Raw genomic sequence first — 23,501 nt, 5'->3', positions numbered from 1 at the left:
GCAACGCCCACTGGGACAGGCTGTTAGTTATGGTTCCGGGTGCCAGGTCAGAGGATTGCCAGCATAACCTAATCAGTTCAAGTTATGCCGAGCTTCGGGCACCCAGCATACCAAAATTTGAATGCGATGTTAATTCGTTCACATAAAAGTAACATTAACTGATAGTAATATTCTGAATTAGTAGTAGATAACGCTATTAAAACAGATTATTCCGCTGATTTTTGCCAGTGGCACCCACAAAAACCACACTTTTCATACCCTATTTTTTTAACAGGTCATACCAGGCATAAAAAAACGGCTTCCGTAAATGAAAGCCGTTTAGTTGATTACATCAGGCGATTTAAGAAATTATTTCTTTTTCTTTGCCTTAGCATTTGGCAAGTCAGTAATGCTGCCTTCAAAGATTTCAGCCGCCAGACCGACAGATTCATGCAGCGTTGGGTGTGCATGGATAGTCAACGCGATATCTTCTGCATCACAACCCATTTCAATTGCCAGACCGATTTCACCCAGCAGTTCACCACCGTTAGTACCTACAATGGCACCACCGATAATACGGTTACTTTCTTTATCGAAAATCAGTTTGGTCATACCGTCAGCACAATCAGAAGCGATCGCGCGGCCAGAAGCTGCCCACGGGAAGGTGGCCGTTTCATAACTGATGCCTTGCTCTTTCGCTTCTTTCTCAGTCAAGCCAACCCATGCCACTTCTGGTTCAGTGTAAGCAATGGATGGAATAACTTTTGGATCGAAGTAGTGTTTCTTACCGGAGATAACTTCGGCAGCAACGTGGCCTTCGTGAACACCTTTATGCGCCAGCATTGGTTGACCAACGATATCACCGATAGCAAAAATGTGCGGTACATTGGTACGCATTTGCTTATCAACATGGATAAAACCACGGTCATCAACTTTAACGCCCGCTTTACCCGCATCCATCATTTTACCGTTAGGTACACGACCAATAGCAACCAGAACTGCGTCATAACGCTGTGGTTCTGCTGGTGCGTTTTTACCTTCCATCGTGACGTAGATACCCTCTTCTTTGGCTTCGACTACCGTCACTTTCGTTTCCAGCATCAGGTTAAATTGCTTGCTGATGCGCTTGGTGAATACTTTCACTACATCTTTGTCAGCCGCAGGAATCACTTGATCCAACATTTCAACGACATCAATCTGAGAACCCAGAGCGTGGTAAACAGTTCCCATTTCCAGACCGATGATACCGCCGCCCATTACCAGCAGACGCTCAGGAACTGTTGTCAGCGCCAGTGCATCTGTAGAATCCCATACACGAGGGTCATCATGAGGGATGAATGGTAATTGGATAGGACGGGAACCTGCGGCAATAATGGCATTATCAAAATTAATCGTTGTTGCGCCACCTTCACCTTCAACAACCAGCGTATTAGCACCGGTAAATTTACCAACACCATTAACAACTTTAACTTTGCGGCCTTTAGCCATACCAGCCAGACCACCGGTCAGCTGATTGATAACTTTTTCTTTCCAGACACGGACTTTTTCGATGTCAGTTTTTGGCTCACCAAAAACGATACCGTGATTTGCCAGAGCTTTAGCTTCTTCAATAACTTTTGCTACGTGCAACAATGCCTTGGAAGGGATACAACCAACATTAAGACAAACACCGCCTAAGGTAGAGTAACGTTCCACCAGGACGGTTTCTAAACCTAAATCCGCGCAACGAAAAGCAGCAGAATATCCTGCTGGACCTGCCCCAAGCACCACAACCTGGGTTTTAATTTCAGTACTCATCATGACCTCTTAATTGTTTGTCCGGCGGGTCAGACGCCAAAAACGATATATTCCACCGGGACCTACATACCGCGAGCAGTTTACAGAATTGTTAATAACCTGAAAAGCGCGTTAACGTGACAGAACTCGCAACAAACCAACCAGATACGAGCTGTTTCCCTGCCACAGCAATAACAATCAGGCCGGCATATCGCCGGCCTTTAAGATTACATCACCAGACGGCGGATATCGCTCATCGCATGATTAATAAATGTGATGAAGCGCGCACCAGCAGCACCATCAATCACTCGATGATCGAAGGAGAGTGACATAGGCAGCATCAAGCGTGGTACAAACTCTTTACCATTCCAGACCGGCTTCATGGCTGAACGGGATACGCCCAAAATAGCCACTTCCGGTGCGTTAACGATTGGCGTAAATGCTGTGCCACCGATACCGCCCAGGCTTGAAATAGTAAAGCATCCACCCTGCATATCAGATGCAGTCAGTTTACCTGCGCGGGCTTTCTTAGACATCTCTGTCAGCTCGCGGGATAAGTCGATGATACCTTTCTTATTGACGTCACGGAACACCGGAACCACCAGACCATTAGGCGTGTCAACTGCCACACCAATGTTGATGTATTTTTTCAGCGTCAGTTTCTGACCATCTTCCGAGATAGAGCTGTTAAAACGTGGCATCTCTTCCAGCGCTTTTGCTACCGCTTTCATGATGAACACCAGTGGGGTGATCTTCACGCCAAGCTGTTTCTTCTCAGCTTCCTGATTCTGCTGTTTACGGAAGTTTTCAACTTCGGTGATATCCGTTTCGTCGAACTGTGTCACATGCGGGATCATCATCCAGTTACGGCTCAGGTTAGCACCCGAAATTTTCTGGATACGACCCAGTTCAACTTCTTCAATTTCACCAAATTTACTGAAATCCACTTTCGGCCAAGGCAGCATCCCCGGCAGACCGCCACCGGCTGATGCAGGTGCAGATTCAGCACGTTTGATCGCGTCTTTCACGTAAGCCTGCACATCTTCACGCAGAATACGGTTCTTACGACCTGAACCTTTCACTTTAGCCAAGTTAACACCGAATTCACGTGCCAGACGACGGATCACCGGTGTTGCATGAACATAAGCACTATTTTCAGCGAAGTCATTTTTGTCTTCTTCTACAAAGCTGCTTCTGCTCTCCAGAACGGGAACAGCTTTCTCAGGTTCAGCGGCTGGAACCGGAGCAGAAGCCACAGGCGCAGCACCCACCACTTCAAATACCATCATCATAGAACCGGTTTTCACTTTATCACCGGCCTTGATTTTAATCTCTTTAATGGTACCTGCGCATGGTGCTGGCACTTCCATCGAAGCCTTATCACCTTCTACGGTGATCAGTGACTGTTCAGCGGTAACCGTATCGCCGACTTGAACCATCACTTCGGTCACTTCAACTTCATCATCACCGATATCGGGTACATGAACATTTCTAGCTGCGCAAGCCGCAGGTTCTGGCTCTGCCATGCGGGAAGATAATGGCATAGCGGCTGATTCTGCAACAGGTGCTGCTTCTACCGCACCTTCTGCGGAATCAAAAATCATAATCAGCTTGCCGGTTTCAACTTTATTGCCAACCGCAACGATGATTTCTTTAACAACACCCGCCTGAGGGGATGGAACTTCCATCGAAGCCTTATCACCTTCTACGGTAATCAACGATTGTTCAGCTTCCACTGTATCGCCAACTTTCACCATGATTTCGGTGACTTCAACTTCATCTGCACCGATATCCGGTACGTTGATTTTGATAGTCATTGATCTTTACCTCTTATGCCAAACGCGGGTTAACTTTTTCTGGATTAATGTTGTATTTCTTGATGGCTTCTTCCACAACATTCACATCAATTTCACCACGTTTAGCCAGCTCACCCAGGGCAGCAACGACCACGTAGGAAGCATCAACTTCAAAATGATGACGCAGGTTTTCACGGCTATCGGAACGACCGAAACCGTCAGTACCCAATACACGGAATTCGCTTGCAGGAATGAAGTTACGAATTTGTTCTGCGAACAGTTTCATGTAGTCAGTAGAAGCCACTGCCGGTGCTTCATTCATGATCTGAGCAACATAAGGTACGCGTGGCGTTTCTGTTGGGTGCAACATATTCCAGCGTTCACAATCCTGACCATCACGCGCCAGTTCAGTGAATGAAGTGACGCTGTACACGTCAGAACCCACACTATAATCGTTAGCCAAAATCTGCGCTGCTTCACGAACATGACGCAGGATAGAACCCGAACCTAACAACTGAACTTTACCTTTGCTACCTTCCAGGCTTTCCAGTTTGTAGATACCTTTACGGATACCTTCTTCTGCACCCTGCGGCATCGCTGGCATGTGGTAGTTTTCGTTCAGCGTGGTGATGTAGTAGTAAATGTTCTCTTGTTTCTCACCATACATACGCTCCAAACCATCATGCATAATCACAGCAACTTCATAAGCAAATGCTGGATCGTAAGAGATGCAGTTAGGGATCGTCAGAGACTGAATGTGACTGTGACCATCTTCGTGTTGCAGGCCTTCACCGTTCAGGGTTGTACGGCCTGAAGTACCGCCAATCAGGAAGCCACGCGCCTGTTGGTCACCCGCCGCCCAGCACAAGTCACCGATACGCTGGAATCCAAACATAGAGTAGTAGATGTAGAACGGGATCATCGGCAAATTATTGGTGCTGTAAGACGTTGCCGCCGCCAGCCATGATGAACCTGCACCCAGCTCATTAATCCCTTCTTGCAGGATCTGGCCTTTCGCGTCTTCTTTATAATAAGCAACCTGCTCACGGTCCTGCGGAGTATACTGCTGACCATTAGCGCTGTAGATACCAATCTGGCGGAACAGGCCTTCCATACCGAAAGTACGCGCTTCATCAGCAATGATTGGAACCAGACGATCTTTGATTGACTTGTTCTTCAACATCACATTCAGGGCACGAACAAAAGCGATCGTGGTAGAAATCTCTTTATTTTGTTCTTCCAACAGTGCACCGAAATCTTCCAGCGTTGGCAGTTCCAGCTTTTCTTCAAAATGAGTACGACGGCTTGGCAAATAACCACCCAGCGCTGCACGACGCTCATGCAGGTATTTGTACTCTTCAGAATCTTTATCGAAAGTCACATAGGGCAGGTTTTCAATTTGCTCATCAGCAACAGGAACATTGAAGCGATCACGGAAATGGCGAACACCTTCCATATTCATCTTCTTAACCTGATGGGCAATGTTTTTACCTTCGGCAGTATCACCCATACCGTAGCCTTTGATAGTTTGGGCTAAGATAACGGTTGGTTGACCGGTAGTTTCCTGCGCTTTTTTCAGTGCAGCAAAAACTTTCTTGGGATCGTGACCACCACGGTTCAGCGCCCAAATCTGGTCATCAGTCATGTCTTTGACTAATTCTGTCGTTTCTGGGTAACGGCCGAAGAAATGCTCACGGACATAAGCACCATCTTTGGATTTGAACGTCTGGTAATCGCCGTCCAGAGTTTCGTTCATCAGTTGGATCAATTTGCCGCTGGTATCTTTACGCAGCAATTCATCCCAACGCTCACCCCAAAGCACTTTAAGAACCTGCCAACCCGCACCGCTGAAGATACCTTCCAGCTCGTTAACGATTTTACCATTACCGGTAACTGGGCCATCCAGACGTTGCAGGTTACAGTTTATAACAAAAACCAGATTATCCAGTTTCTCACGGGTTGCGATCGTGATCGCGCCTTTGGATTCTGGCTCATCCATTTCACCGTCACCCAAGAATGCGTAAACGGTTTGCTTAGAGGTGTCTTTCAAACCACGGTGTTCCAGATATTTCAGGAACTTAGCCTGGTAAATAGCACCAATTGGCCCCAATCCCATTGAAACCGTCGGGAATTGCCAGAATTCAGGCATCAGTTTTGGATGCGGATAAGAAGACAGACCGTTACCATGAATTTCCTGACGGAAATTATTCATCTGCTCTTCAGTCAGACGGCCCTCAAGGAAAGCACGCGCGTAGACACCTGGAGAGATGTGACCTTGGAAATAAACCAAATCACCGCCGTCATTTTCATTACGGGCACGGAAGAAATGGTTGAAACAAACTTCATACATAGTGGCTGAGGACTGGAATGAAGCCATATGGCCACCTAATTCCAGATCTTTTTTGGATGCCCGCAAAACAGCCATCACAGCATTCCAACGAATAGCAGAGCGAATACGGCGCTCTAGCTCCAGGTTGCCAGGGTAAGCAGGCTCATCCTCAACAGCAATGGTGTTGATATAATCGCGGTTAGCAGCCCCAGCCGCAACACTCACGCCACCTTTACGTGCTTCATTCAGTACCTGATCAATCAGGAACTGGGCACGATCAACACCCTCTTCACGGATGACCGATTCGATCGCCTGTAACCAGTCGCGAGTTTCGATCGGATCCACGTCATTTCTCAAAATGTCTGACATGGTGTATTCCTTATCTGTTATCTGTTTCTAATGATTGTTTTGGAGCCTATCTTCCCGTCATACCCTTTGACGTTCAGCCGGTCATGACTGGAAGATAGGCCCTCACTGTTGTTGCCGCTAGCGCCCTCAGTAAAGGGACTCGACTAGCTATGCAGACGCAGCAAACTTCAGGATCTGCACAGCTAATTTTATTCCAGATGTTGTTGGAGATGCCGCAATGATCGCTCTCGGCGGGTATGCTCACGGCTGAGATCCAATAAAACATCTTCAATAAAGGCTAAATGGCGGTGGGAAGCCTCACGGGCTTTCTCTGGTTGCCTTGCCATAATAGCTTTAAAAATTTTTGCTCGATGATCGCTGACCGCTGTCAACATTTCCCGACGGGTATACAGAAACTCAAAATTCTGCCGGATATTTTGTTCCAGCATAGGTGCCATGCAACGCAATAAATGAAGGAGAACCACATTATGTGCCGCCTCGGTAATAACGAGCTGATATTGCAGAACAGCATCGGACTCAACATTGGCATCACCACTTTGTTGAGCTTGTTGAATAATCAGATGATGTTCCCGAATACGTTCAAAATCTTCGTTTGTCCCACGCAATGCCGCGTAATAGGCTGCGATACCTTCCAAAGCATGGCGGGTTTCAAGGAGATCAAACTGAGATTCTGGATGACCAGTCAGCAGTTGTGCCAGTGGATCACTGAAACTTTGCCATAGGTTGTTCTGAACAAATGTTCCCCCACCCTGACGGCGAAAGAGAAAACCTTTGGATTCTAACCGTTGAATAGCTTCGCGCAGTGAAGGGCGTGACACATCAAACTGTTTCGCCAACTCACGTTCAGGCGGCAATTTCTCCCCTGGACGTAAAGATCCTTCAAGGATGAGATGTTCAAGACGCTGCTCAATAACATCTGATAATTTTGGTTGGCGGATTTTGCTATAAGCCATATTTACTGTAAGCCAGTTAATGGATAAACACTGCTTCGGTCCCTACCAGAGTCAATTGGTAATACCAATTTAAACTACAGAGCCATAAAAGTAACAAAGTATTCACCAGCTGTCCATAAAGACCTTGAGCTAAATCATAAAAACCTGCAAATTTTAACAATTTTTTTTAAAAATTAGCGAAAATTGATAACTAATAGGCTAATAAACCCTCTGTAATGATATTTTAACCTAACTTTTTGAAACGTATAAATAGATATAATGAATCGTTACAGCAAAGAAATAGTTGAATATTTATTTAAAAAGTATAGATACCAAATCATCACTTGTTGATTTTAAACACAACGACTATTCTATTAGATTATAAATGTAGCTCAAATCAGCAAAACAGAATGGTTAAAACCTGTGATCAGAAAGGAATATTTGCAAAATATGTGAGGAACCATCAGCAATAGTCCTGGATAACTTCTGCTGATGGGAAAAGCGTATGATATTAAAACCAGTAACGTGTTTCTTCGTGCCACCCTTTTTTATGCATACAGGAAGAAATTACCCAACGCCTTGCAGATTCATTTTTATCCCAACGATTAACTTCAGTTTTTGGCACAATAATGTAATTCCCACAAGATTTGTCTTCCTTCTTGTCCTTATTTACACAAGGGAGATGTTGCTTCTCGAAAGAATGAACAACTTCGCTGGTCCAGTCTGGTGAAAAACGAGAATAACCCAGTTCCCTACATTCTGCGTAATCCCTGTCTCTTTCATACTGAGTTGCACCTGGTTTTTCCCAGGATGTACAACCGGTTAATAAAGTAAATAATATAATTAAAGGAATAATAGTGATTTTTTTTATAGAATTCATAAAAAAATGCCTCAAACAAAACTAAAGAAAATTAAATTAGAATTTAAAAGTTCCCCTAATACGGTAACTCTTATCTTCAAAAGGTGGCTTTCCCCCAGATTGTATAATTTGTCTGTCTTGGATTGATGTGTTTTTATCAAAATCAGGCACAGGATGCGGAGTATTTACTTTGACTTCAGTACCCGAAATGATATCTTTAACATTACATTCAAAATAATCACAGGTTGAAATATAGCTATCACTAAGCTGTGGCGTGGAACATCCCGTAATTACAAATATTGATAATAAAGCAATGAGAAATTTATTCATTCTTAACATCCTTAATTTTTTGTATATTTTATAAAATCTTAACTTAAATAAAAAACCATATAAAAAGAGTGATTATCTCTTACGATCGAGTAAGTAATATCTACATATGCATTTTATCTTTCTGGCATTCCAAGGAATATCAGAACAATATCCCCCCAGAGAAGAATATATATTTTTATCACTGGGAGAAACCTGATTTATTGGCGGCCCATTAACACCAACGAATAACAGGCTAGATAAAAAGCATGAAATAAATAATATTTTCATGCATTTATAACTGGTTAATAAATATAAAGTTCCACCTTAGAAGATACCAAAAGACATACAGTAACTTTAGTGAGTTGTATTAACAGTTATCCTCTCCATCTTCCACATATTCCAATATATCTCCGGGTTGACACTGTAAATATTTGCATATTTTTTCCAGCGTCTCTATACGGATACCTTTTATTTTTCCATTTTTCAGCAATGATAGATTTTGCTCAGTAATACCAATGACGGTAGCCAACTCTTTAGACTTTACTTTCCTTTTCGCTAAGATTACATCCAATCTTATTATAATACTCATGATGATTCTCAGATAAAATAATGCTGCTCATCGCTTATCTTCTTGGACTCACGCATAATTAAGCTAAATATCAGAAGAAATACACCAAACATAATAATAAACAGAGATTCTGAATTAACACCAAACGAGAAACTAAATACCCGTTGCCCCTTTATTAAATCCACAGATAAAGCCATCCCTTGTAATGTATTAATCACAGGGTAAAGAAGTTGCTCTAGGATCATCAGGAAACCAATAATAAATGAAGCAGAAATATTACGGTCACTCCATATTTCACCTTTAGCAAACCTGAAAAATAGTATACCAATCAATACATAAGAAGCGGTTGATATGATCCGAGGTATCGTATCCAACGAGATATAAAGTACTTGGCTTAATAAAGATTGCTTAAATCCTTTTGCAACCAATGCTGGCATAAGATCGCTATACGCCTGAAAAACAGCCTGACGGGTGGTATCATGCCATAATGACCAAGAAGCAATATGGAACCCCATATCACCAATTGTCATAACGGCAGCAATAATAATAGCCAAAAAGCTAAGTAGCCTGATTTTGGGATTAGTTACAAACTCCTGTTTACCACACATTTTGTGTCATTCCATATACATGTTTAACTAAACTTTCGTTAAAGTACTGCAAAAATTATCGTATTACAATAATTTTTTATTATTAAATAGGCAGAACGTTGCCTGGAATGATGTATAAATCACCGTGATTATAGTTGCCAGATGTAATTAATTTATTGATAGAAAAGAAAAAAGGAGCCATTTACATAGCTCCCTTTATAGATAATTAAGCTATTGAGACTACAAACAAATCAAACCAATGCCCCATAAATTGTCAGAAAAGCAACGACAACAATGATAGAAAACGTCACCTTTTTCGCCAGTGTCACCGCTGCAATAGGCGTTTGAATTGCATCAAGATGGGGTTCGCGACTTAATGAAAATTGAGCCAGCTGACAGAGCACTTTATATTGTGAGGTTCTTAAATCACTCAGAGAAGCCACCCACGCCGGTAAAGCCCGTTCACCATGCCCTAATAAGGCATAAGCAATTCCAGCCAGACGAGCAGGGAGCCAGTCCAGCCAGTTCAACAGACTATCAACACCAGATTGCGCGCGCTGAAGTGGCGTACCATATTGTGCCAACCACCCTTGATAAGCTCTTAAGAAACTATATCCCATCAAAGCAACCGGCCCTAATTGACCCGCCACAATCAACCAAAAAATCGGTGCAAGGTAATAACGAAAATTTATCCACAGAAGCGCATTTTGCAGCTCTCGTAACTTATTTTCTTTGCTGGCATCAGAGGGTAAGCCATGAATGATGGCGAGACGAACGAGATGTTCTCTTAACTGCGCCCTGTCACCCTGATGAACAATACGAAAATATTCACGATAATCATGTCGTAAGCGCCCCGCGCCTATGCACAGCAAACAAATCAACACCCATAAAATCAGCTCAAAGATCCCAAATATAAGATCATCAAGCATTTCAACCAGTAGCCATGTAAGTAGCATGACTATTAACGTCATCAATAGGCTTTTGCGTAGTGAAAAAGATTTCATATTGATAAAAAATGGCTCAAGGCGATGATCCAATTGCCAATGTTCACCCATTTTAAACACTCGTTCCCACGCCAACACTAACAACAGTATAAAGAGGGTCATTCTTTCCTACTCCTGCAACAATTGCTGATAATGTGTCCAATCGAAATAAGGCCCCGGTTCTGTTTTTCTCCCTAGAACAATATCATTGTGACCCGTGATATGCCCTTTTATATCCGGCTATTCCTGCATAAGTCATTATATTTTCCGTACCACATACAGAACACGCCAGTATGCCACCACATTTTTTACTCCTTCAATCTGATGACAACACCAAGATAGTAGTTGTTCACTGCACAACAGGGTAGCATGTTAAAGCTACCAATATTGTTATCACTTCCGGAGCTTTTTAATGACAAAACAAAATTACAGTGTAGATCAGCGTCGTGCTGTTTTGATGGAACGCTTACAGAACGACATTCCTGCCAGTGTCACCCTCGCACTAAAAGAAGATCTGGGTGGCAACACCGATTTCACTGCTGATATTACCGGTCAGTTAATCCCGGCAGATAAACAAGCCACTGCAATAATTATTACCCGGGAAGAGGGTATTTTCTGTGGGCGACAATGGCTGAATGAAGTTTTCACTCAATTAGGTGACCAAACCTCCATTGAATGGTTGGTAAAAGACAGTGATGCAATTACAGCCAACCAAAAACTCTGTGTATTACGAGGCCCTGCATCTGTATTGTTGACCGGTGAACGCACCGCCCTTAACTTTATTCAGACTCTCTCTGGTGTTGCAACAGAAGTCAGTCATTATGTCCGCCTTCTTACTGGTTTAAAAACCCAGTTACTCGATACCCGTAAAACATTGCCAGGATTACGCACAGCCCTAAAGTATGCGGTACTTTGCGGCGGGGGCAATAATCACCGCCTTGGGTTATTTGATGCTTTCCTTATTAAAGAGAACCACATTATTGCCAATGGTTCTATTAAACAGGCAGTAGATAAAGCCCGTTATTCTCACCCTGATGTCCCTGTTGAAGTCGAGGTCGAAACCCTGGATGAATTGATCCTAGCACTGAAAGCCAATGTTGATATTATTATGTTAGATAATTTTACTATTCCAATGATGAAAGAAGCCGTCGCCATCACATCAGGTAAAGCCGCTTTAGAAGTATCAGGTAATATAACCTTGGATACCCTGCGCAGCTATGCCGAAACAGGCATTAACTTCATTTCCGTTGGAGCATTAACCAAACATATCAAAGCATTAGATCTATCTATGCGCTTTCAGTAAACATCAACAATAATATTGATGGTGGTGTAAATCCGCAATTCATCACTAACAGATTTGCGAGCACCACCGTAAATATTTCTGAAAATATTGCAATCCAAAAGTCTTTTTTCGAGCCAATTCCATAATCTCTCTATATCCTATTTTATTTTTTTCCTTTTCCTTCATTATTTATGGCGCAGTACAACAACACGGAGAAAAAACATGAGCCAACAACAAGGATTCACATTAATGGAAATTATGGTTGCTATTGCCATTATTTCCATTTTAAGTGCTATTGGTATTCCCAGTTATCAGGGATATATTCAGAAAGCCGCCTTAACCGATATGTTACAAGCTATTGTACCTTACAAATCAGGCATAGAACTTTGCAGTTTTGAAACTGAAGATTTTAAAGGTTGCAATTCAGGGGCAGTATCAATTCCCAATAACCATAATAGCAGATATATCGGAAGCATTTCAGTTAAAGATGGAGAAGTCACCATTAATGGTCAGCAAAGCCTGAAAAATATCCGGGTTATTTTGAGTCCGACACAAAATATACAAACAGGTACGATCAGATGGATGAATAAATGTGAGTCAGCAAGTGTGTCATTAAAGAACCGGTGTCAGGAAGTATTCAAGTTTTAATTCATCATTCTTATAAACATATATTTACGCAGGAAACAATAATGAACTCACCTTCGGAAACAGAAAATACATTGATGGAAAGAGAAATTCATGATATTTGTCAGCGTCATCAATCTATTGTGATAAAAAAAGATGATAATACGATAACAATTGCCAGCAGCGAATTACCTAATGATGATTTATTATCAGCATTACGCTTTATTTCCGGACGCATCGTTAATGTAGAGATTTGGCCACGGGCAAAAATTGAATCAGTATTGCATCAAAATATTTCACTCAATCACTTACCCGAGGAGGAGGCATCTTTATTACCCCTCACAACTGATATCAATGCAGATGGGAATGATGCACCCGTCATTCAATTGATTAATCAAACTTTATTAACTGCAATTCAACGGCGTGCATCTGATATTCATTTTGAACCATTCCAGCAAGGTTATCGTATTCGTATCCGGGTTGATGGTGCATTACATCTCTTGTCCTCTCCATCGCCTCAGATGAATGCAAGTATTGCCGCACGTCTTAAGATAATGGCGAAATTGAATATTGCTGAAAAACGACTACCTCAGGATGGACAATTTGATTGGTATGACGCACGGCACAATTACGCTATCCGTATGGCTACCCTGCCAACAATACACGGAGAAAAAGTTGTGCTCAGGATATTAAATACCATGCGGCAACTGTCACTGGATCAATTAGGTATTCCTGATCAATTATTAAAGCAGCTCCAACAAAAATTAGAATTACCACAAGGAATGATTTTAGTGACCGGTCCGACGGGCAGTGGAAAAACAGTGACTTTATATAGCTGTTTACAATATTTAAATCAGAATAAAAAGAATATTTGCAGTGTAGAGGATCCAGTTGAAATCCCACTTAATGGCATTAATCAGACACAGACGAACAGTAAAATTGAACTCAATTTTGCCAAAGTATTACGGGCATTATTACGACAAGATCCCGATATCATTATGGTAGGAGAAATACGTGATAGCGAAACAGCCGAAATCTCAGTGAAAGCGGCACAAACAGGCCATTTAGTGCTTTCTACATTACATACTAATTCTACTGTAGATACATTATCCCGCCTACAGAGTCTGGGTATTTCAGGTTATATGGCAGCGTCTTGTATCAAATTAATTATCGCTCAACGGCTTGTCAGAAAATTATGTCTTCATTGCCGCAATCAACAAACAGAAGAGACGATTATTAGTATTGGAAATAATTCTTTATCTATCAAGCAATGGCTAGCCGCCGGTTGTGAACATTGCTTTTCTGGTTATTATGGCCGAACCGCTATTTATGAATTTTTAGAAATAACATATGAAATTCAACAAATATTATCAGAAAATAACCCTAAAAATGTAAAAAAAATTATTATGAATCAAAGAAAAGACACCTTACTTTCATCCGGTGTTTCATTAGTAGAACAAGGGATTACTACACTGGAAGAAATTTATCAGGTCACAGGGCAGGAAGAGTAATGAAAGTTCATTATCTTTATAATTGGCAAGCAGTTAACAACAAAGGTGAAATATCAAAAGGTAAATCATTATGTGATAGCCGGAAAGTTTTATATCAGCAACTTATCCATGCCGGATTGCAACCTTATAATATAAAATGTGAGAAATGGATATTTTACCACCAACAACAGATTGGCTACCGTCTGAACTTTATTCGTCAATTGGCAACACTATTATCATCAGGAATGCCATTATTGAATTGCTTGAATATTCTTATTCGTGAATGTGGTAATCCATTATGGCATTGTGTATTGTCAGATATTAGTAAGAAAATTACCTGCGGAGAATCGTTCTCTGCCTCATTAAAAAATTATCCATTTCTCTTCCCACCTTTATTTTGCCAACTTATTGCTGTTGGAGAATTAACAGGGCAATTAGAAATCTGCTGTCAATTGTTGGTTAAACAACAGGAACAGCAAGACACGTTGCAGAAAAAAATAACAAAAGCACTACGCTATCCTCTGATTATTACTGTTGTTGCCATCATCATTATTTTATTAATGCTGATTTTTGTCTTACCTGAGTTTGAACATATTTATCATTCATTTGACGCACAGCTTCCTTTACTAACCCGCACTTTACTAATGGTTTCCAATTGGTTGATCCAATATGGTGTCTATAGCACTATTGGGTTAATAGCACTATTCCTATTTTATCTGCAATTACGCCAACGTTATACGATATGGATTATCCGTGAGAAAAATCTGATTTTACATTTACCCGTTATTGCAAAATTAATTAGCTGTCAGCAATTAGGGCAACTTTTTCATATTTTGTTTATGACACAAAAAGCCGGTCTGACACTCACCGCAGGGTTAGACAGTGCTATTGCATCAATAAATCATCCGGTCTTTTTAAAAGCGACTAAATTCTTACGAGTCCAAATTAATCAAGGGATACCAATGAGCGAAACACTGAAGCAACAATCTTGTTTTCCTGCATTGTGTCAACAGTTTGTCAGTGTTGGCGAAGAATCGGGTAATCTGGAACTGTTATTGGGAAATCTCGCTAACTGGTACCAACAACAAGCATTGGAAATTTCTGATAATATGACTCAGTTACTAGAACCAATACTTATAGTCATAATAGCCGCTATTGTTGGCATACTATTGCTCGCAATGTATTTACCTATTTTTCAGCTGGGTACGGTACTCACTTGAAGTAAAAACGATTCTCTGGTTTTGCCTCTAGGTCATCTGCCCCCTTTCGGTTACAATCCTGAAATACTATCAAGTAATATGAAGGGATAGGATGACTTATATTATTGCACTCACAGGTGGGATTGGCAGTGGTAAGACGACTATCGCCAACGCTTTTGCAGCTCTCAGTGTTCCTCTTGTTGATGCAGATATTATTGCCAGAGAAGTCGTTGCACCTGGAACGTCTGCTTTACAAGCCATCACAGAACACTTTGGTCATGACATATTGATACCAGATGGTAGCCTTAACCGAGCACTGTTACGCCAGAAAATATTCACAAATAAACAAGAAAAACAATGGATTAACCAACTTCTTCATCCTCTGATACATCAAGAGACCAGACGGCAATTAGAACAGATAATTGCACCTTATGTCATTTGGGCTATCCCATTATTAGTCGAAAATAATTTGGGGCATCTGGCAGATCGGATCCTGGTCGTTGACACTCCACCTGAAGTACAAATTAGCCGGGTAGCCATCCGTGATGGTATTAGCTATCAACAAGTCGAAAATATTTTGGCTGCACAAGCATCTCGTAGTGAAAGACTGGCTTATGCTGATGACGTTATCTCAAATCATGATAACGCACAGGCAATTGTTCCTCGTGTTGCCGAACTACATCAACAATATTTAAGATTAGCTGAATCAGTCAGACAGGATAATCATGATGAGTGACACAACTTCTACAATCATTTTTGAACACCCACTGAATGAAAAGATGCGATCATGGTTGCGAATTGAATCCTCCCTGCAACAACTCACCAGCCAGCGCCATTTAGACTCGCTGGCAAGCAGCCTCGCCTTCTTCCGCACAGTTGCTGAACTACTTGAAGTTCTGGAACGAGGGGAGGTACGTTCAGAATTGCTAAAAGAATTAGAACGGCAACAGGCAAAATTGAAACAATGGGCTGAACTACCTGATGTTGATGTTAATATCGTCAATAGTTTCAGATTAAAATTGAAAGAGCGAGCTGCTGCATTAAGCAAAGCACCACGGCTAGGGCAATCCCTTAAAGAAGATAAAATTATCAGTATGGTGCGCCAGCGCCTCAGTATTCCAAGTGGCTGTTGTGGTTTTGATCTACCCACCTTGCATTTATGGCTTCACTTGCCACAGTCAGAAAGAGATAAAATGGTTTCCTTCTGGATTGATAGCTTGCTACCACTCCAACAAGCGCTGGAAAGTATTTTAGAACTCATTCGCCAATCTGCTATTTTCCGTTCTGAGGTCAGTAAAAACGGTTTTCATCAGGATACGGCAGAAGGGGCAGATTTACTGAGATTACGTTTACCATTAAAACCTTTACTGTTTCCTCAAATTTCCGGTCACAAGACCCGCTTTGCTATCCGCTTCTTACCATTGGATAGTGAACAAGGAGGTGTGCCCATTCATTTACCATTTGAACTAGCATGCTGCTAATATGACAAGCGAGTTATCAGGAGAGTGATTATGTCTGAATTATTGACGATTGAGTGCCCAACATGCGGTAAAAGTGTGGTTTGGGGAGAAGTAAGTCCATACCGCCCATTTTGTAGTAAACGCTGCCAGTTAATTGATTTAGGCAAGTGGGCAAATGAAGAGAAACGGATACCGAGCCAAAGTGAAAATTCCGATAGTGACGATTGGAGTGAACAACCGGAACAATAATAAGTAGCCGCGTTAATCATAATGCGGCTATTTGCAATTTAAGCAGTAAGTAATGCAACAATACTGCGATTAGCGGGTGGGAATTCGTCAGCAATTAAATCTTTCTGTAATACCCACCGGGAAAGTTGCCCTTCTTTGCCGAAAGGTTCATTCTCCCATCCATCCACCAAGAAGAAATACAGGGTAATCAACCTGTCAGGAAAATCATGTTCAACCGTTTTTACCAATTCATAATGAGTAGCAGTAATACCAACTTCTTCCTGTAACTCACGCACTAAAGCCTGTTCAGATGTTTCCTTTTTTTCGACTTTCCCGCCAGGAAATTCCCAAAAACCGCCCATATGAGTATCGGCATGACGCTGAGTAATAAAAATTTCATGTCGTGAGTTTCTAATAATCCCAGCGGCTATATACAGGTGTTTCTTTTCCATATTACTATCATCTTCATTTATTCGTTTCAATTATTAAGCAACCAACAATCAAGGTTCATATTCAAAGTCATCTGCTTAAAGCCAACAGTAAAAAGGCGGTTTCCCGCCTTTTTATCATTACTGCAAGCGCCCGTGGCAATGTTTATACTTTTTACCCGACTCACAAGGACAAGGATCATTACGACCTACTTTACGGGTACCATTGGCAATCTGAGCTTCTGTTTTAGACATCAAAGCACCTTTTTCCACTTCATGGCTTAATTGTTGTTGTCTTGCCAAACGTTCAGCTTCCGCACGACGTTGCTGCTCTAGAGCCTCGACTTCTTCAGGTAATCTCACCTGAACTTTGCTCAATGTGCTAATCACTTCATATTTCAGCGACTCCAGCATGTTTGCAAACATGGCGAAAGATTCTCGTTTATATTCCTGTTTTGGATCTTTCTGAGCATAGCCACGCAGGTGGATACCTTGACGCAGGTAATCCATTGCTGCCAGATGCTCTTTCCACAACATATCCAAAGTCTGCAACATGATACCTTTCTCGAAGTTACGCATCATTTCAGGGCTGACAATCTCTTCTTTACGTTTATAGATTTCAACAGCCTGTTCAAAGATACGCTCACGCAAAGTTTCTTCGTGTAGCTCAGGCTCTTTATCCAGCCACTCTTTGATCGACAGTTCCAAATCAAAATCAGCCATTAAACGCTGCTGCAAACCTTCTACATCCCACATCTCTTCTAAAGATTGAGGCGGAATATAAGTATCAATAGTTGCTTTAAAGACATCTTCACGGATACTGCTGATAGTTTCACTAACATCACTGACATCCAGCAAATCGTTACGTTGGGCATAAATAGCACGGCGCTGATCGTTAGCAACATCATCGTATTCCAACAATTGCTTACGGATATCAAAGTTACGGCTTTCTACTTTACGTTGAGCATTGGCAATGGCTTTGGTCACCCACGGATGTTCAATCGCCTCGCCGGGTTTCATACCAAGTTTACGCATCATGCCGGTGACGCGATCAGATGCAAAAATACGCATCAGTGAATCTTCCATTGATAAATAGAAACGGGATGAGCCGGCATCCCCCTGACGACCAGAACGACCACGTAACTGATTATCAATACGACGGGATTCATGACGCTCGGTACCAATAATGTGTAAACCACCCGCCGCCAGAACGATATCATGACGCTCCTGCCATGCAGCTTTAATCTCTTCAATCTGAATTTCTGTTGGTTCCGGCAATTTAGCAATTTCTGCCTGCCAACTACCACCCAGCACAATGTCAGTACCGCGACCAGCCATGTTAGTCGCAATAGTTACTGCACTTGCCTGACCCGCTTGAGCAATGATATCTGCTTCCATTGCGTGGAATTTAGCGTTAAGCACGTTGTGCTCAATACCGGCTTTAGTCAGCTCACAGGAAACCAGTTCAGATTTCTCAATAGAAATCGTTCCCACCAATACTGGCTGCCCCTTACTGGTACATTCGCGGATATCTTCAATGATAGCTTCAATTTTTTCCGCTTCAGTCATATACACCAGATCCGGCAAATCACTGCGGATCATTGGGCGATTTGTCGGCACCACAATGGTGTCGAGCTTATAAATCGAGCTGAATTCAAATGCTTCTGTATCTGCCGTACCGGTCATGCCAGCCAGTTTTTCATACAGACGGAAATAGTTTTGGAAAGTGATTGAAGCTAGAGTTTGGTTTTCATTCTGAATTTCTACGCCTTCTTTCGCTTCAACAGCCTGATGCAACCCATCAGACCAACGACGCCCCTGCATAGTACGGCCAGTATGCTCATCGACAATAATAACCTCACCTTCTTTCACGATGTAGTCAACATCACGGGTAAACAGAACATGGGCACGCAGGGCAGCAGTAACATGGTGCATCAACATGATGTTAGTTGGGGAGTACAGAGATTCACCTTCTTCCATCAATTTCGCTTCCACCAACAATTGTTCAACCAGAACCAGACCGCGTTCCGTTAAGTTAACCTGACGGGATTTCTCATCAACAGAAAAGTGGCCTTCTCCCTGGAAAGTATCTGAATCTTCTTTTTCCTGGCGAATCAGTTTAGGGATCAGCTTATTGACCTTGATATAAAGTTCAGAACTGTCTTCAGCCGGGCCGGAAATAATCAATGGCGTACGCGCTTCGTCAATCAGAATGGAGTCAACTTCATCCACCAGCGCATAATGCAGTTTACGCTGAACACGTTCTTCCGGGCTAAATGCCATGTTGTCACGAAGATAATCAAAGCCATATTCGTTGTTAGTGCCGTAGGTAATATCCGCCGCATATGCTCCGCGTTTAGCGGGTGCGGGCATACCTGGCAGGTTGATACCCACACTCAACCCCAGAAATTCAAATAATGGACGGTTATTTTCAGCGTCACGCTGTGCCAGATAATCATTCACGGTGACTACGTGAACACCACGTCCAGTTAGTGCATTCAAATAAGCAGGCAAAGTCGCTGTGAGTGTTTTACCTTCACCGGTACGCATTTCAGCAATACAACGCTCATTCAGAACCATACCACCTAGTAACTGAACGTCAAAATGACGCATAGCAAACACACGCTTACTCGATTCACGTACTGTTGCAAATGCTTCAGGTAACAAATTCTCCAGCGATTCACCTTGTTCCAAACGAGCACGGAATTCGACTGTTTTACCCTTCAATTCTTCATCAGACAATTTTTCAAATTCAGGTTCCATGCGGTTGATGACATCAACAACTTTACGCATACGACGCAGTGTACGATCATTACGACTACCAAAAACCTTAGTTAATAATTTAATCAGCATAGTTAATTACATCTCAGATAAGGCCGTTATTTCGCAGCCAGCAAATAGTTATTTATTTCGAAATTTGTAAAAAAGAAGATTCAGAGGTAAGCAGCAGGGCCTGCACGAATACCTTGAGCTTTGGCAATCCAAAACACTGGGGTATGAGAAGATTGTGGTGCAACAGTCAGAAACTGTATATCTGAAACCGGCTCAGGTGGCTCAGGTTTCCTAATTAACAATGCATTCAGCGTTTCCAGCACAAGCTGCTGAATACTGGAAGAACTTAACCGGGTACTTTGTTTTGCTGTTTCTTTGCTCATAGGCAGGGAAACAGAAAAAGCAAAAGAAAGCTGCCGGATAACATTGCGCACAGCATGTTGTTGCCAGTAATTAACCCCATTGGTAGGCTGACGTTGAACATTTTGCAATGAGAACAGGTTATCAAAAGCCGATAAAGCCTGATTTTGCCAACTCTGGCTGGATGACGTATTAGCTTGTGCAATATTTTCCGTAACACCCGTGAAAACGGTAGGAACGCCAATACTTGCTGCAACCACACCCAATAATAGATGTGACCAGAAATAACGTCTGCCAAATTGTCGCCAAAGATTTAGAATACCCATTAATCCTTCATTATATCGGAGCTATTTTTATTATGCGCGATAGCCGCCCACAATCATTAGATGTTCTTTTTGAAGACGCCGCTGCCGTTGAGAAAAACCCGCTACATGTTATCCAGCAACGTGCCGTCGCTTTGTTAAAACTTAACCGTGCCGTTACCAGCTTGCTTCCCGCACAGTTACATCCTTGGTGCCGGGTCGCCAATTATCGCAAACAAATTCTGGTACTGGAAGCAGGAAACGCCAGTTGGATGACCAGATTACGTTACGAGCTGCCAACGTTACTCTCTGCGTTAAGAAGCGAAATTCTACCATCATTGTCTTCCATCGACATCAGGATTAATCCATCACTAATGATTAAGCATAACAATAGTGCGCAGAGCTTCGCAAAAACAACGAGTGACAAGCATAAAACCTTACCGGTACGTCAATTAAGTCAGGAAAGCGCCAAGGAACTCATTATATTAGCGAATCGTAGTCCCAAGAAGCTGAAGGAAAGATTAGAACGATTAGCTGCACTGGCCGGAGAGAGTGCCAGCACAGCTAGGAAGAAATGTTAACGCTGAGTAAAAGATTATCAGCGAGAACTAAATCACTGATAGCATAACCCACTGAGATGCATCATTGAGTTATTCTCTGGCACACTAAAGCGTTATGCCATTACAGTCGATGGAGCACGAAAAGCCAGCGGCATTTCAGCTTCATCTTCGAAAGTGATGAGTTCCCATGCACTTTCTTGAGCCAGAACTGCTTGCAGCAGTTTATTGTTCAGCGCGTGACCCGATTTGAACGCAGTAAATGCACCAATGATGTTATAACCACACATGAACAGATCACCGATTGCATCCAGCATTTTATGACGGACAAATTCGTCTTCAAAACGCAAGCCATCTTCATTAAGTACGCGATAGTCATCAACAACAATCGCACAATCAAAGCTGCCGCCTAAACATAAGCCTTTAGATTGTAAGTACTCAATATCACGCATAAAGCCGAAAGTACGCGCACGACTGATTTGGCGAACAAACGCTTCCGCTGAAAAATCCAGACAGTAACGTTGAGAACTTGAATCAATCGCAGGGTGATTAAAGTCAATAGTGAAATCCAGACTGAAACCATTATAAGGTGTCATCTCTGCCCACTTATCGCCCTCTTGCACACGTACAGCTTCTTTAATGCGCAGGAATTTTTTAGATGTGTTCAGCTCTTCAATACCCGCATCCAACAGCAGGAAGACAAACGGGCTGGCACTGCCATCCATAATAGGAATTTCTGGCGCGTCAACTTCGATAATAATATTATCAATACCCAGCCCTGCAAGCGCTGCATTCAGGTGCTCGATCGTTGAGATTCGCACGTCATGCTCATTTACCAGACAAGTACAGAGCATAGTATCACGCACGGATTTTGCATCTGCCGGAAAATCAACCGGTGGATTCAAGTCAGTGCGGCGATAGATGACCCCGGTATTAGCCGGTGCTGGGCGCATTGTCAGTGTGACTTTCTTACCGGTGTGCAAACCGACGCCAGTCGCCTGAACAATACGTTTAAGTGTCCTTTGTTTGATCATCATTTTATCTCGCAATGTTATCCATCCTGCCAACCACTATACACTATGGCTGGCGGGGAAGTTTAGCACAAAAAGCGGAGAATCCAATTTTTTAGCTATTAATCGGCCTGTTTACGCAAAAATGCAGGAATATCCAAGTAATCGGGTTCCTTGCTAGTTTGTGCGCTTTGGTCATTCACCACTTTTGCAGCGGGTTTATTTTCTTCTGACAGCGAAGACATACCGCCAGATATTTGCTGATGACGGTGTTCCATGACGCTTGACTGAGATGCTTTATTGGTAACCAGCGTAATTTCAGGGCGCTTATCCATACCAATACCGGTGGCAACCACCGTCACACGCAACTCATCATTCATGTCTGGATCCAGAGAGGTACCGATAACGACGGTTGCATTATCCGATGCAAATGCCCGAATAGTGTTACCCACAGTTTCGAACTCATCCAAACGCAGATCAAAGCCAGCCGTAATGTTAACCAGAACACCACGAGCACCTGACAAGTCGATATCTTCCAGCAGCGGGCTGGAAATCGCCATTTCAGCCGCTTCTTCCGCACGGTCTTCACCCTGCGCAATACCCGAACCCATCATCGCGTAGCCCATTTCAGACATCACGGTACGCACGTCAGCAAAGTCAACATTCATCAAACCTGGACGTGTGATCAGTTCAGCGATACCCTGAACTGCTCCTTTCAAGACGTCATTGGCTGCCCCGAAAGCATCCAGTAGTGAAATGCCGCGGCCAAGCACTTTCAGCAGTTTGTCATTAGGAATGGTAATCAATGAATCCACATGTTTGGACAGTTCAGTGATCCCTTGTTCAGCAAACGCCATACGTTTCTTACCTTCAAAATTGAAAGGCTTGGTAACGACAGCAACAGTCAAAATCCCAAGTTCTTTTGCGATTTCAGCTACCACAGGTGCTGCACCAGTGCCAGTACCACCGCCCATACCCGCAGCGATAAATACCATATCCGCACCATCAAGAGCAGTGCGCAATGCATCACGATCCTCTTGCGCAGCAGTACGACCAACTTCCGGGTTTGCACCAGCCCCCAGACCTTTAGTAATACCATTACCAATCTGGATAGTCTGGCCGACAGCAGTTTTACGCAATGCCTGAGCATCCGTATTTACTGCAAAGAATTCAACACCTTCGATGCGCTCACGCACCATGTGCTCAACAGCGTTACCGCCGCCACCGCCGACGCCGATGACCTTAATCACCGCGTCATTGGTTAATTCTATTGGTTCAAACATAGTTTCTCTCCGCTTTGTG

General features: G+C 42.7%; 22 protein-coding genes. 8 read left to right on the top strand and 14 right to left on the bottom strand.

What is annotated here, in order from left to right; translation table 11 throughout:
- Positions 1-348: 348 nt before the first annotated feature.
- From lpdA to ampE, 9 genes are all read right to left on the bottom strand, one after another.
- The gene (gene lpdA / locus C5471_RS13005; protein WP_166295950.1) at positions 349-1,776 is read right to left on the bottom strand and encodes a dihydrolipoyl dehydrogenase; all 1,428 of its coding nucleotides are present in this window, start codon (positions 1,774-1,776) and stop codon (positions 349-351) included.
- 206 nt (positions 1,777-1,982) lie between these two features.
- Positions 1,983-3,572 carry a pyruvate dehydrogenase complex dihydrolipoyllysine-residue acetyltransferase gene (gene aceF / locus C5471_RS13000; RefSeq protein WP_133814805.1) on the bottom strand — a complete coding sequence of 530 codons (1,590 nt, stop codon included), beginning with the start codon at positions 3,570-3,572 and terminating at the stop codon, positions 1,983-1,985.
- A gap of 13 nt (positions 3,573-3,585) precedes the next feature.
- The gene (gene aceE, locus C5471_RS12995; RefSeq protein WP_133814806.1) at positions 3,586-6,249 is read right to left on the bottom strand and encodes a pyruvate dehydrogenase (acetyl-transferring), homodimeric type; all 2,664 of its coding nucleotides are present in this window, start codon (positions 6,247-6,249) and stop codon (positions 3,586-3,588) included.
- 188 nt (positions 6,250-6,437) lie between these two features.
- Positions 6,438-7,202, bottom strand: a complete 765-nt coding sequence (pdhR, locus tag C5471_RS12990) for a pyruvate dehydrogenase complex transcriptional repressor PdhR (RefSeq protein WP_133814807.1) — start codon at positions 7,200-7,202, stop codon at positions 6,438-6,440.
- 490 nt (positions 7,203-7,692) lie between these two features.
- On the bottom strand, positions 7,693-8,061 hold the full coding sequence (locus C5471_RS12985) for a hypothetical protein (RefSeq protein ID WP_166295938.1): 369 nt from the start codon (positions 8,059-8,061) through the stop codon (positions 7,693-7,695).
- Positions 8,062-8,097: 36 nt separating this feature from the next.
- On the bottom strand, positions 8,098-8,370 hold the full coding sequence (locus C5471_RS12980; RefSeq protein ID WP_207627327.1) for a hypothetical protein: 273 nt from the start codon (positions 8,368-8,370) through the stop codon (positions 8,098-8,100).
- A 346-nt stretch (positions 8,371-8,716) separates the two neighbouring features.
- Positions 8,717-8,938, bottom strand: a complete 222-nt coding sequence (locus C5471_RS12975) for a helix-turn-helix domain-containing protein (protein ID WP_133814809.1) — start codon at positions 8,936-8,938, stop codon at positions 8,717-8,719.
- A gap of 8 nt (positions 8,939-8,946) precedes the next feature.
- Positions 8,947-9,471 (bottom strand): hypothetical protein, encoded by a 525-nt coding sequence (locus C5471_RS12970; RefSeq protein ID WP_242688693.1) that lies wholly within the window; start codon positions 9,469-9,471, stop codon positions 8,947-8,949.
- Positions 9,472-9,755: 284 nt separating this feature from the next.
- On the bottom strand, positions 9,756-10,610 hold the full coding sequence (gene ampE / locus C5471_RS12965) for a beta-lactamase regulator AmpE (RefSeq protein ID WP_133814811.1): 855 nt from the start codon (positions 10,608-10,610) through the stop codon (positions 9,756-9,758).
- A gap of 289 nt (positions 10,611-10,899) precedes the next feature.
- Here ampE and nadC point away from each other — a divergent pair, with 289 nt between their 5' ends.
- From nadC to yacG, 7 genes are all read left to right on the top strand, one after another.
- The gene (gene nadC, locus C5471_RS12960; protein ID WP_133814812.1) at positions 10,900-11,790 is read left to right on the top strand and encodes a carboxylating nicotinate-nucleotide diphosphorylase; all 891 of its coding nucleotides are present in this window, start codon (positions 10,900-10,902) and stop codon (positions 11,788-11,790) included.
- A 201-nt stretch (positions 11,791-11,991) separates the two neighbouring features.
- Complete coding sequence (gene ppdD / locus C5471_RS12955; protein ID WP_133814813.1) at positions 11,992-12,417, top strand: prepilin peptidase-dependent pilin; 426 nt, start codon at positions 11,992-11,994, stop codon at positions 12,415-12,417.
- A gap of 41 nt (positions 12,418-12,458) precedes the next feature.
- Complete coding sequence (gene gspE, locus C5471_RS12950; RefSeq protein WP_133815002.1) at positions 12,459-13,904, top strand: type II secretion system protein GspE; 1,446 nt, start codon at positions 12,459-12,461, stop codon at positions 13,902-13,904.
- On the top strand, positions 13,904-15,103 hold the full coding sequence (gene hofC / locus C5471_RS12945) for a protein transport protein HofC (RefSeq protein ID WP_133814814.1): 1,200 nt from the start codon (positions 13,904-13,906) through the stop codon (positions 15,101-15,103). The genes gspE and hofC overlap by 1 nt, the downstream gene beginning before the upstream one ends.
- Positions 15,104-15,194: 91 nt before the next feature.
- Positions 15,195-15,818 (top strand): dephospho-CoA kinase, encoded by a 624-nt coding sequence (gene coaE / locus C5471_RS12940; protein WP_133814815.1) that lies wholly within the window; start codon positions 15,195-15,197, stop codon positions 15,816-15,818.
- Positions 15,811-16,563 (top strand): cell division protein ZapD, encoded by a 753-nt coding sequence (gene zapD / locus C5471_RS12935; RefSeq protein WP_133815003.1) that lies wholly within the window; start codon positions 15,811-15,813, stop codon positions 16,561-16,563. Before coaE ends, zapD begins: the two co-directional genes overlap by 8 nt.
- 30 nt (positions 16,564-16,593) lie before the next feature.
- A complete protein-coding gene (yacG, locus tag C5471_RS12930) occupies positions 16,594-16,791 on the top strand; it encodes a DNA gyrase inhibitor YacG (RefSeq protein WP_133814816.1) in 198 nt (65 codons plus the stop codon).
- Positions 16,792-16,829: 38 nt separating this feature from the next.
- On the opposite strand, the gene mutT is transcribed toward yacG, so the two are convergent.
- The 3 genes from mutT to secM form a co-directional block, all read right to left on the bottom strand.
- Complete coding sequence (mutT, locus tag C5471_RS12925) at positions 16,830-17,222, bottom strand: 8-oxo-dGTP diphosphatase MutT (protein WP_036842761.1); 393 nt, start codon at positions 17,220-17,222, stop codon at positions 16,830-16,832.
- A gap of 117 nt (positions 17,223-17,339) precedes the next feature.
- Positions 17,340-20,051: a preprotein translocase subunit SecA gene (secA, locus tag C5471_RS12920; RefSeq protein ID WP_133814817.1), complete on the bottom strand. Its 2,712-nt coding sequence runs from the start codon at positions 20,049-20,051 to the stop codon at positions 17,340-17,342.
- An 80-nt stretch (positions 20,052-20,131) separates the two neighbouring features.
- Entirely contained in the window at positions 20,132-20,656 is a 525-nt protein-coding gene (gene secM, locus C5471_RS12915) for a secA translation cis-regulator SecM (RefSeq protein WP_133814818.1), read from the bottom strand.
- Between the two features lie 32 nt (positions 20,657-20,688).
- On the opposite strand from secM, the gene C5471_RS12910 reads away from it, so the two are divergent.
- Positions 20,689-21,213, top strand: coding sequence for a DUF721 domain-containing protein (locus C5471_RS12910; protein ID WP_133814819.1), 525 nt, complete (start codon positions 20,689-20,691; stop codon positions 21,211-21,213).
- A gap of 92 nt (positions 21,214-21,305) precedes the next feature.
- On the opposite strand, the gene lpxC is transcribed toward C5471_RS12910, so the two are convergent.
- Both lpxC and ftsZ read right to left on the bottom strand, forming a co-directional pair.
- Positions 21,306-22,223 (bottom strand): UDP-3-O-acyl-N-acetylglucosamine deacetylase, encoded by a 918-nt coding sequence (gene lpxC, locus C5471_RS12905; RefSeq protein ID WP_133815004.1) that lies wholly within the window; start codon positions 22,221-22,223, stop codon positions 21,306-21,308.
- Between the two features lie 98 nt (positions 22,224-22,321).
- Positions 22,322-23,482, bottom strand: coding sequence for a cell division protein FtsZ (gene ftsZ, locus C5471_RS12900; RefSeq protein WP_036842753.1), 1,161 nt, complete (start codon positions 23,480-23,482; stop codon positions 22,322-22,324).
- Positions 23,483-23,501 lie beyond the last annotated feature (19 nt).

It is taken from the genome of Photorhabdus tasmaniensis (assembly GCF_011189505.1).
Taxonomy (GTDB): domain Bacteria; phylum Pseudomonadota; class Gammaproteobacteria; order Enterobacterales; family Enterobacteriaceae; genus Photorhabdus; species Photorhabdus tasmaniensis.
The sequence above is the reverse complement of the archived record's forward strand: the minus strand, read 5'-3'. Positions and strand labels throughout refer to the sequence as shown.

Bases quoted from the DNA above. Each gene is read 5' to 3' on its own strand.
- zapD (WP_133815003.1), top strand. From the start codon at position 15,811: ATGAGTGACACAACTTCTACAATCATTTTTGAACACCCACTGAATGAA.
- aceE (WP_133814806.1), bottom strand. From the start codon at position 6,249: ATGTCAGACATTTTGAGAAATGACGTGGATCCGATCGAAACTCGCGAC.
- gspE (WP_133815002.1), top strand. From the start codon at position 12,459: ATGAACTCACCTTCGGAAACAGAAAATACATTGATGGAAAGAGAAATT.
- lpxC (WP_133815004.1), bottom strand. From the start codon at position 22,223: ATGATCAAACAAAGGACACTTAAACGTATTGTTCAGGCGACTGGCGTC.
- lpdA (WP_166295950.1), bottom strand. From the start codon at position 1,776: ATGAGTACTGAAATTAAAACCCAGGTTGTGGTGCTTGGGGCAGGTCCA.
- secM (WP_133814818.1), bottom strand. From the start codon at position 20,656: ATGGGTATTCTAAATCTTTGGCGACAATTTGGCAGACGTTATTTCTGG.
- mutT (WP_036842761.1), bottom strand. From the start codon at position 17,222: ATGGAAAAGAAACACCTGTATATAGCCGCTGGGATTATTAGAAACTCA.
- ampE (WP_133814811.1), bottom strand. From the start codon at position 10,610: ATGACCCTCTTTATACTGTTGTTAGTGTTGGCGTGGGAACGAGTGTTT.
- coaE (WP_133814815.1), top strand. From the start codon at position 15,195: ATGACTTATATTATTGCACTCACAGGTGGGATTGGCAGTGGTAAGACG.
- nadC (WP_133814812.1), top strand. From the start codon at position 10,900: ATGACAAAACAAAATTACAGTGTAGATCAGCGTCGTGCTGTTTTGATG.
- yacG (WP_133814816.1), top strand. From the start codon at position 16,594: ATGTCTGAATTATTGACGATTGAGTGCCCAACATGCGGTAAAAGTGTG.
- ppdD (WP_133814813.1), top strand. From the start codon at position 11,992: ATGAGCCAACAACAAGGATTCACATTAATGGAAATTATGGTTGCTATT.
- pdhR (WP_133814807.1), bottom strand. From the start codon at position 7,202: ATGGCTTATAGCAAAATCCGCCAACCAAAATTATCAGATGTTATTGAG.
- aceF (WP_133814805.1), bottom strand. From the start codon at position 3,572: ATGACTATCAAAATCAACGTACCGGATATCGGTGCAGATGAAGTTGAA.
- hofC (WP_133814814.1), top strand. From the start codon at position 13,904: ATGAAAGTTCATTATCTTTATAATTGGCAAGCAGTTAACAACAAAGGT.
- C5471_RS12910 (WP_133814819.1), top strand. From the start codon at position 20,689: ATGCGCGATAGCCGCCCACAATCATTAGATGTTCTTTTTGAAGACGCC.
- ftsZ (WP_036842753.1), bottom strand. From the start codon at position 23,482: ATGTTTGAACCAATAGAATTAACCAATGACGCGGTGATTAAGGTCATC.
- secA (WP_133814817.1), bottom strand. From the start codon at position 20,051: ATGCTGATTAAATTATTAACTAAGGTTTTTGGTAGTCGTAATGATCGT.
- C5471_RS12985 (WP_166295938.1), bottom strand. From the start codon at position 8,061: ATGAATTCTATAAAAAAAATCACTATTATTCCTTTAATTATATTATTT.
- C5471_RS12975 (WP_133814809.1), bottom strand. From the start codon at position 8,938: ATGAGTATTATAATAAGATTGGATGTAATCTTAGCGAAAAGGAAAGTA.
- C5471_RS12980 (WP_207627327.1), bottom strand. From the start codon at position 8,370: ATGAATAAATTTCTCATTGCTTTATTATCAATATTTGTAATTACGGGA.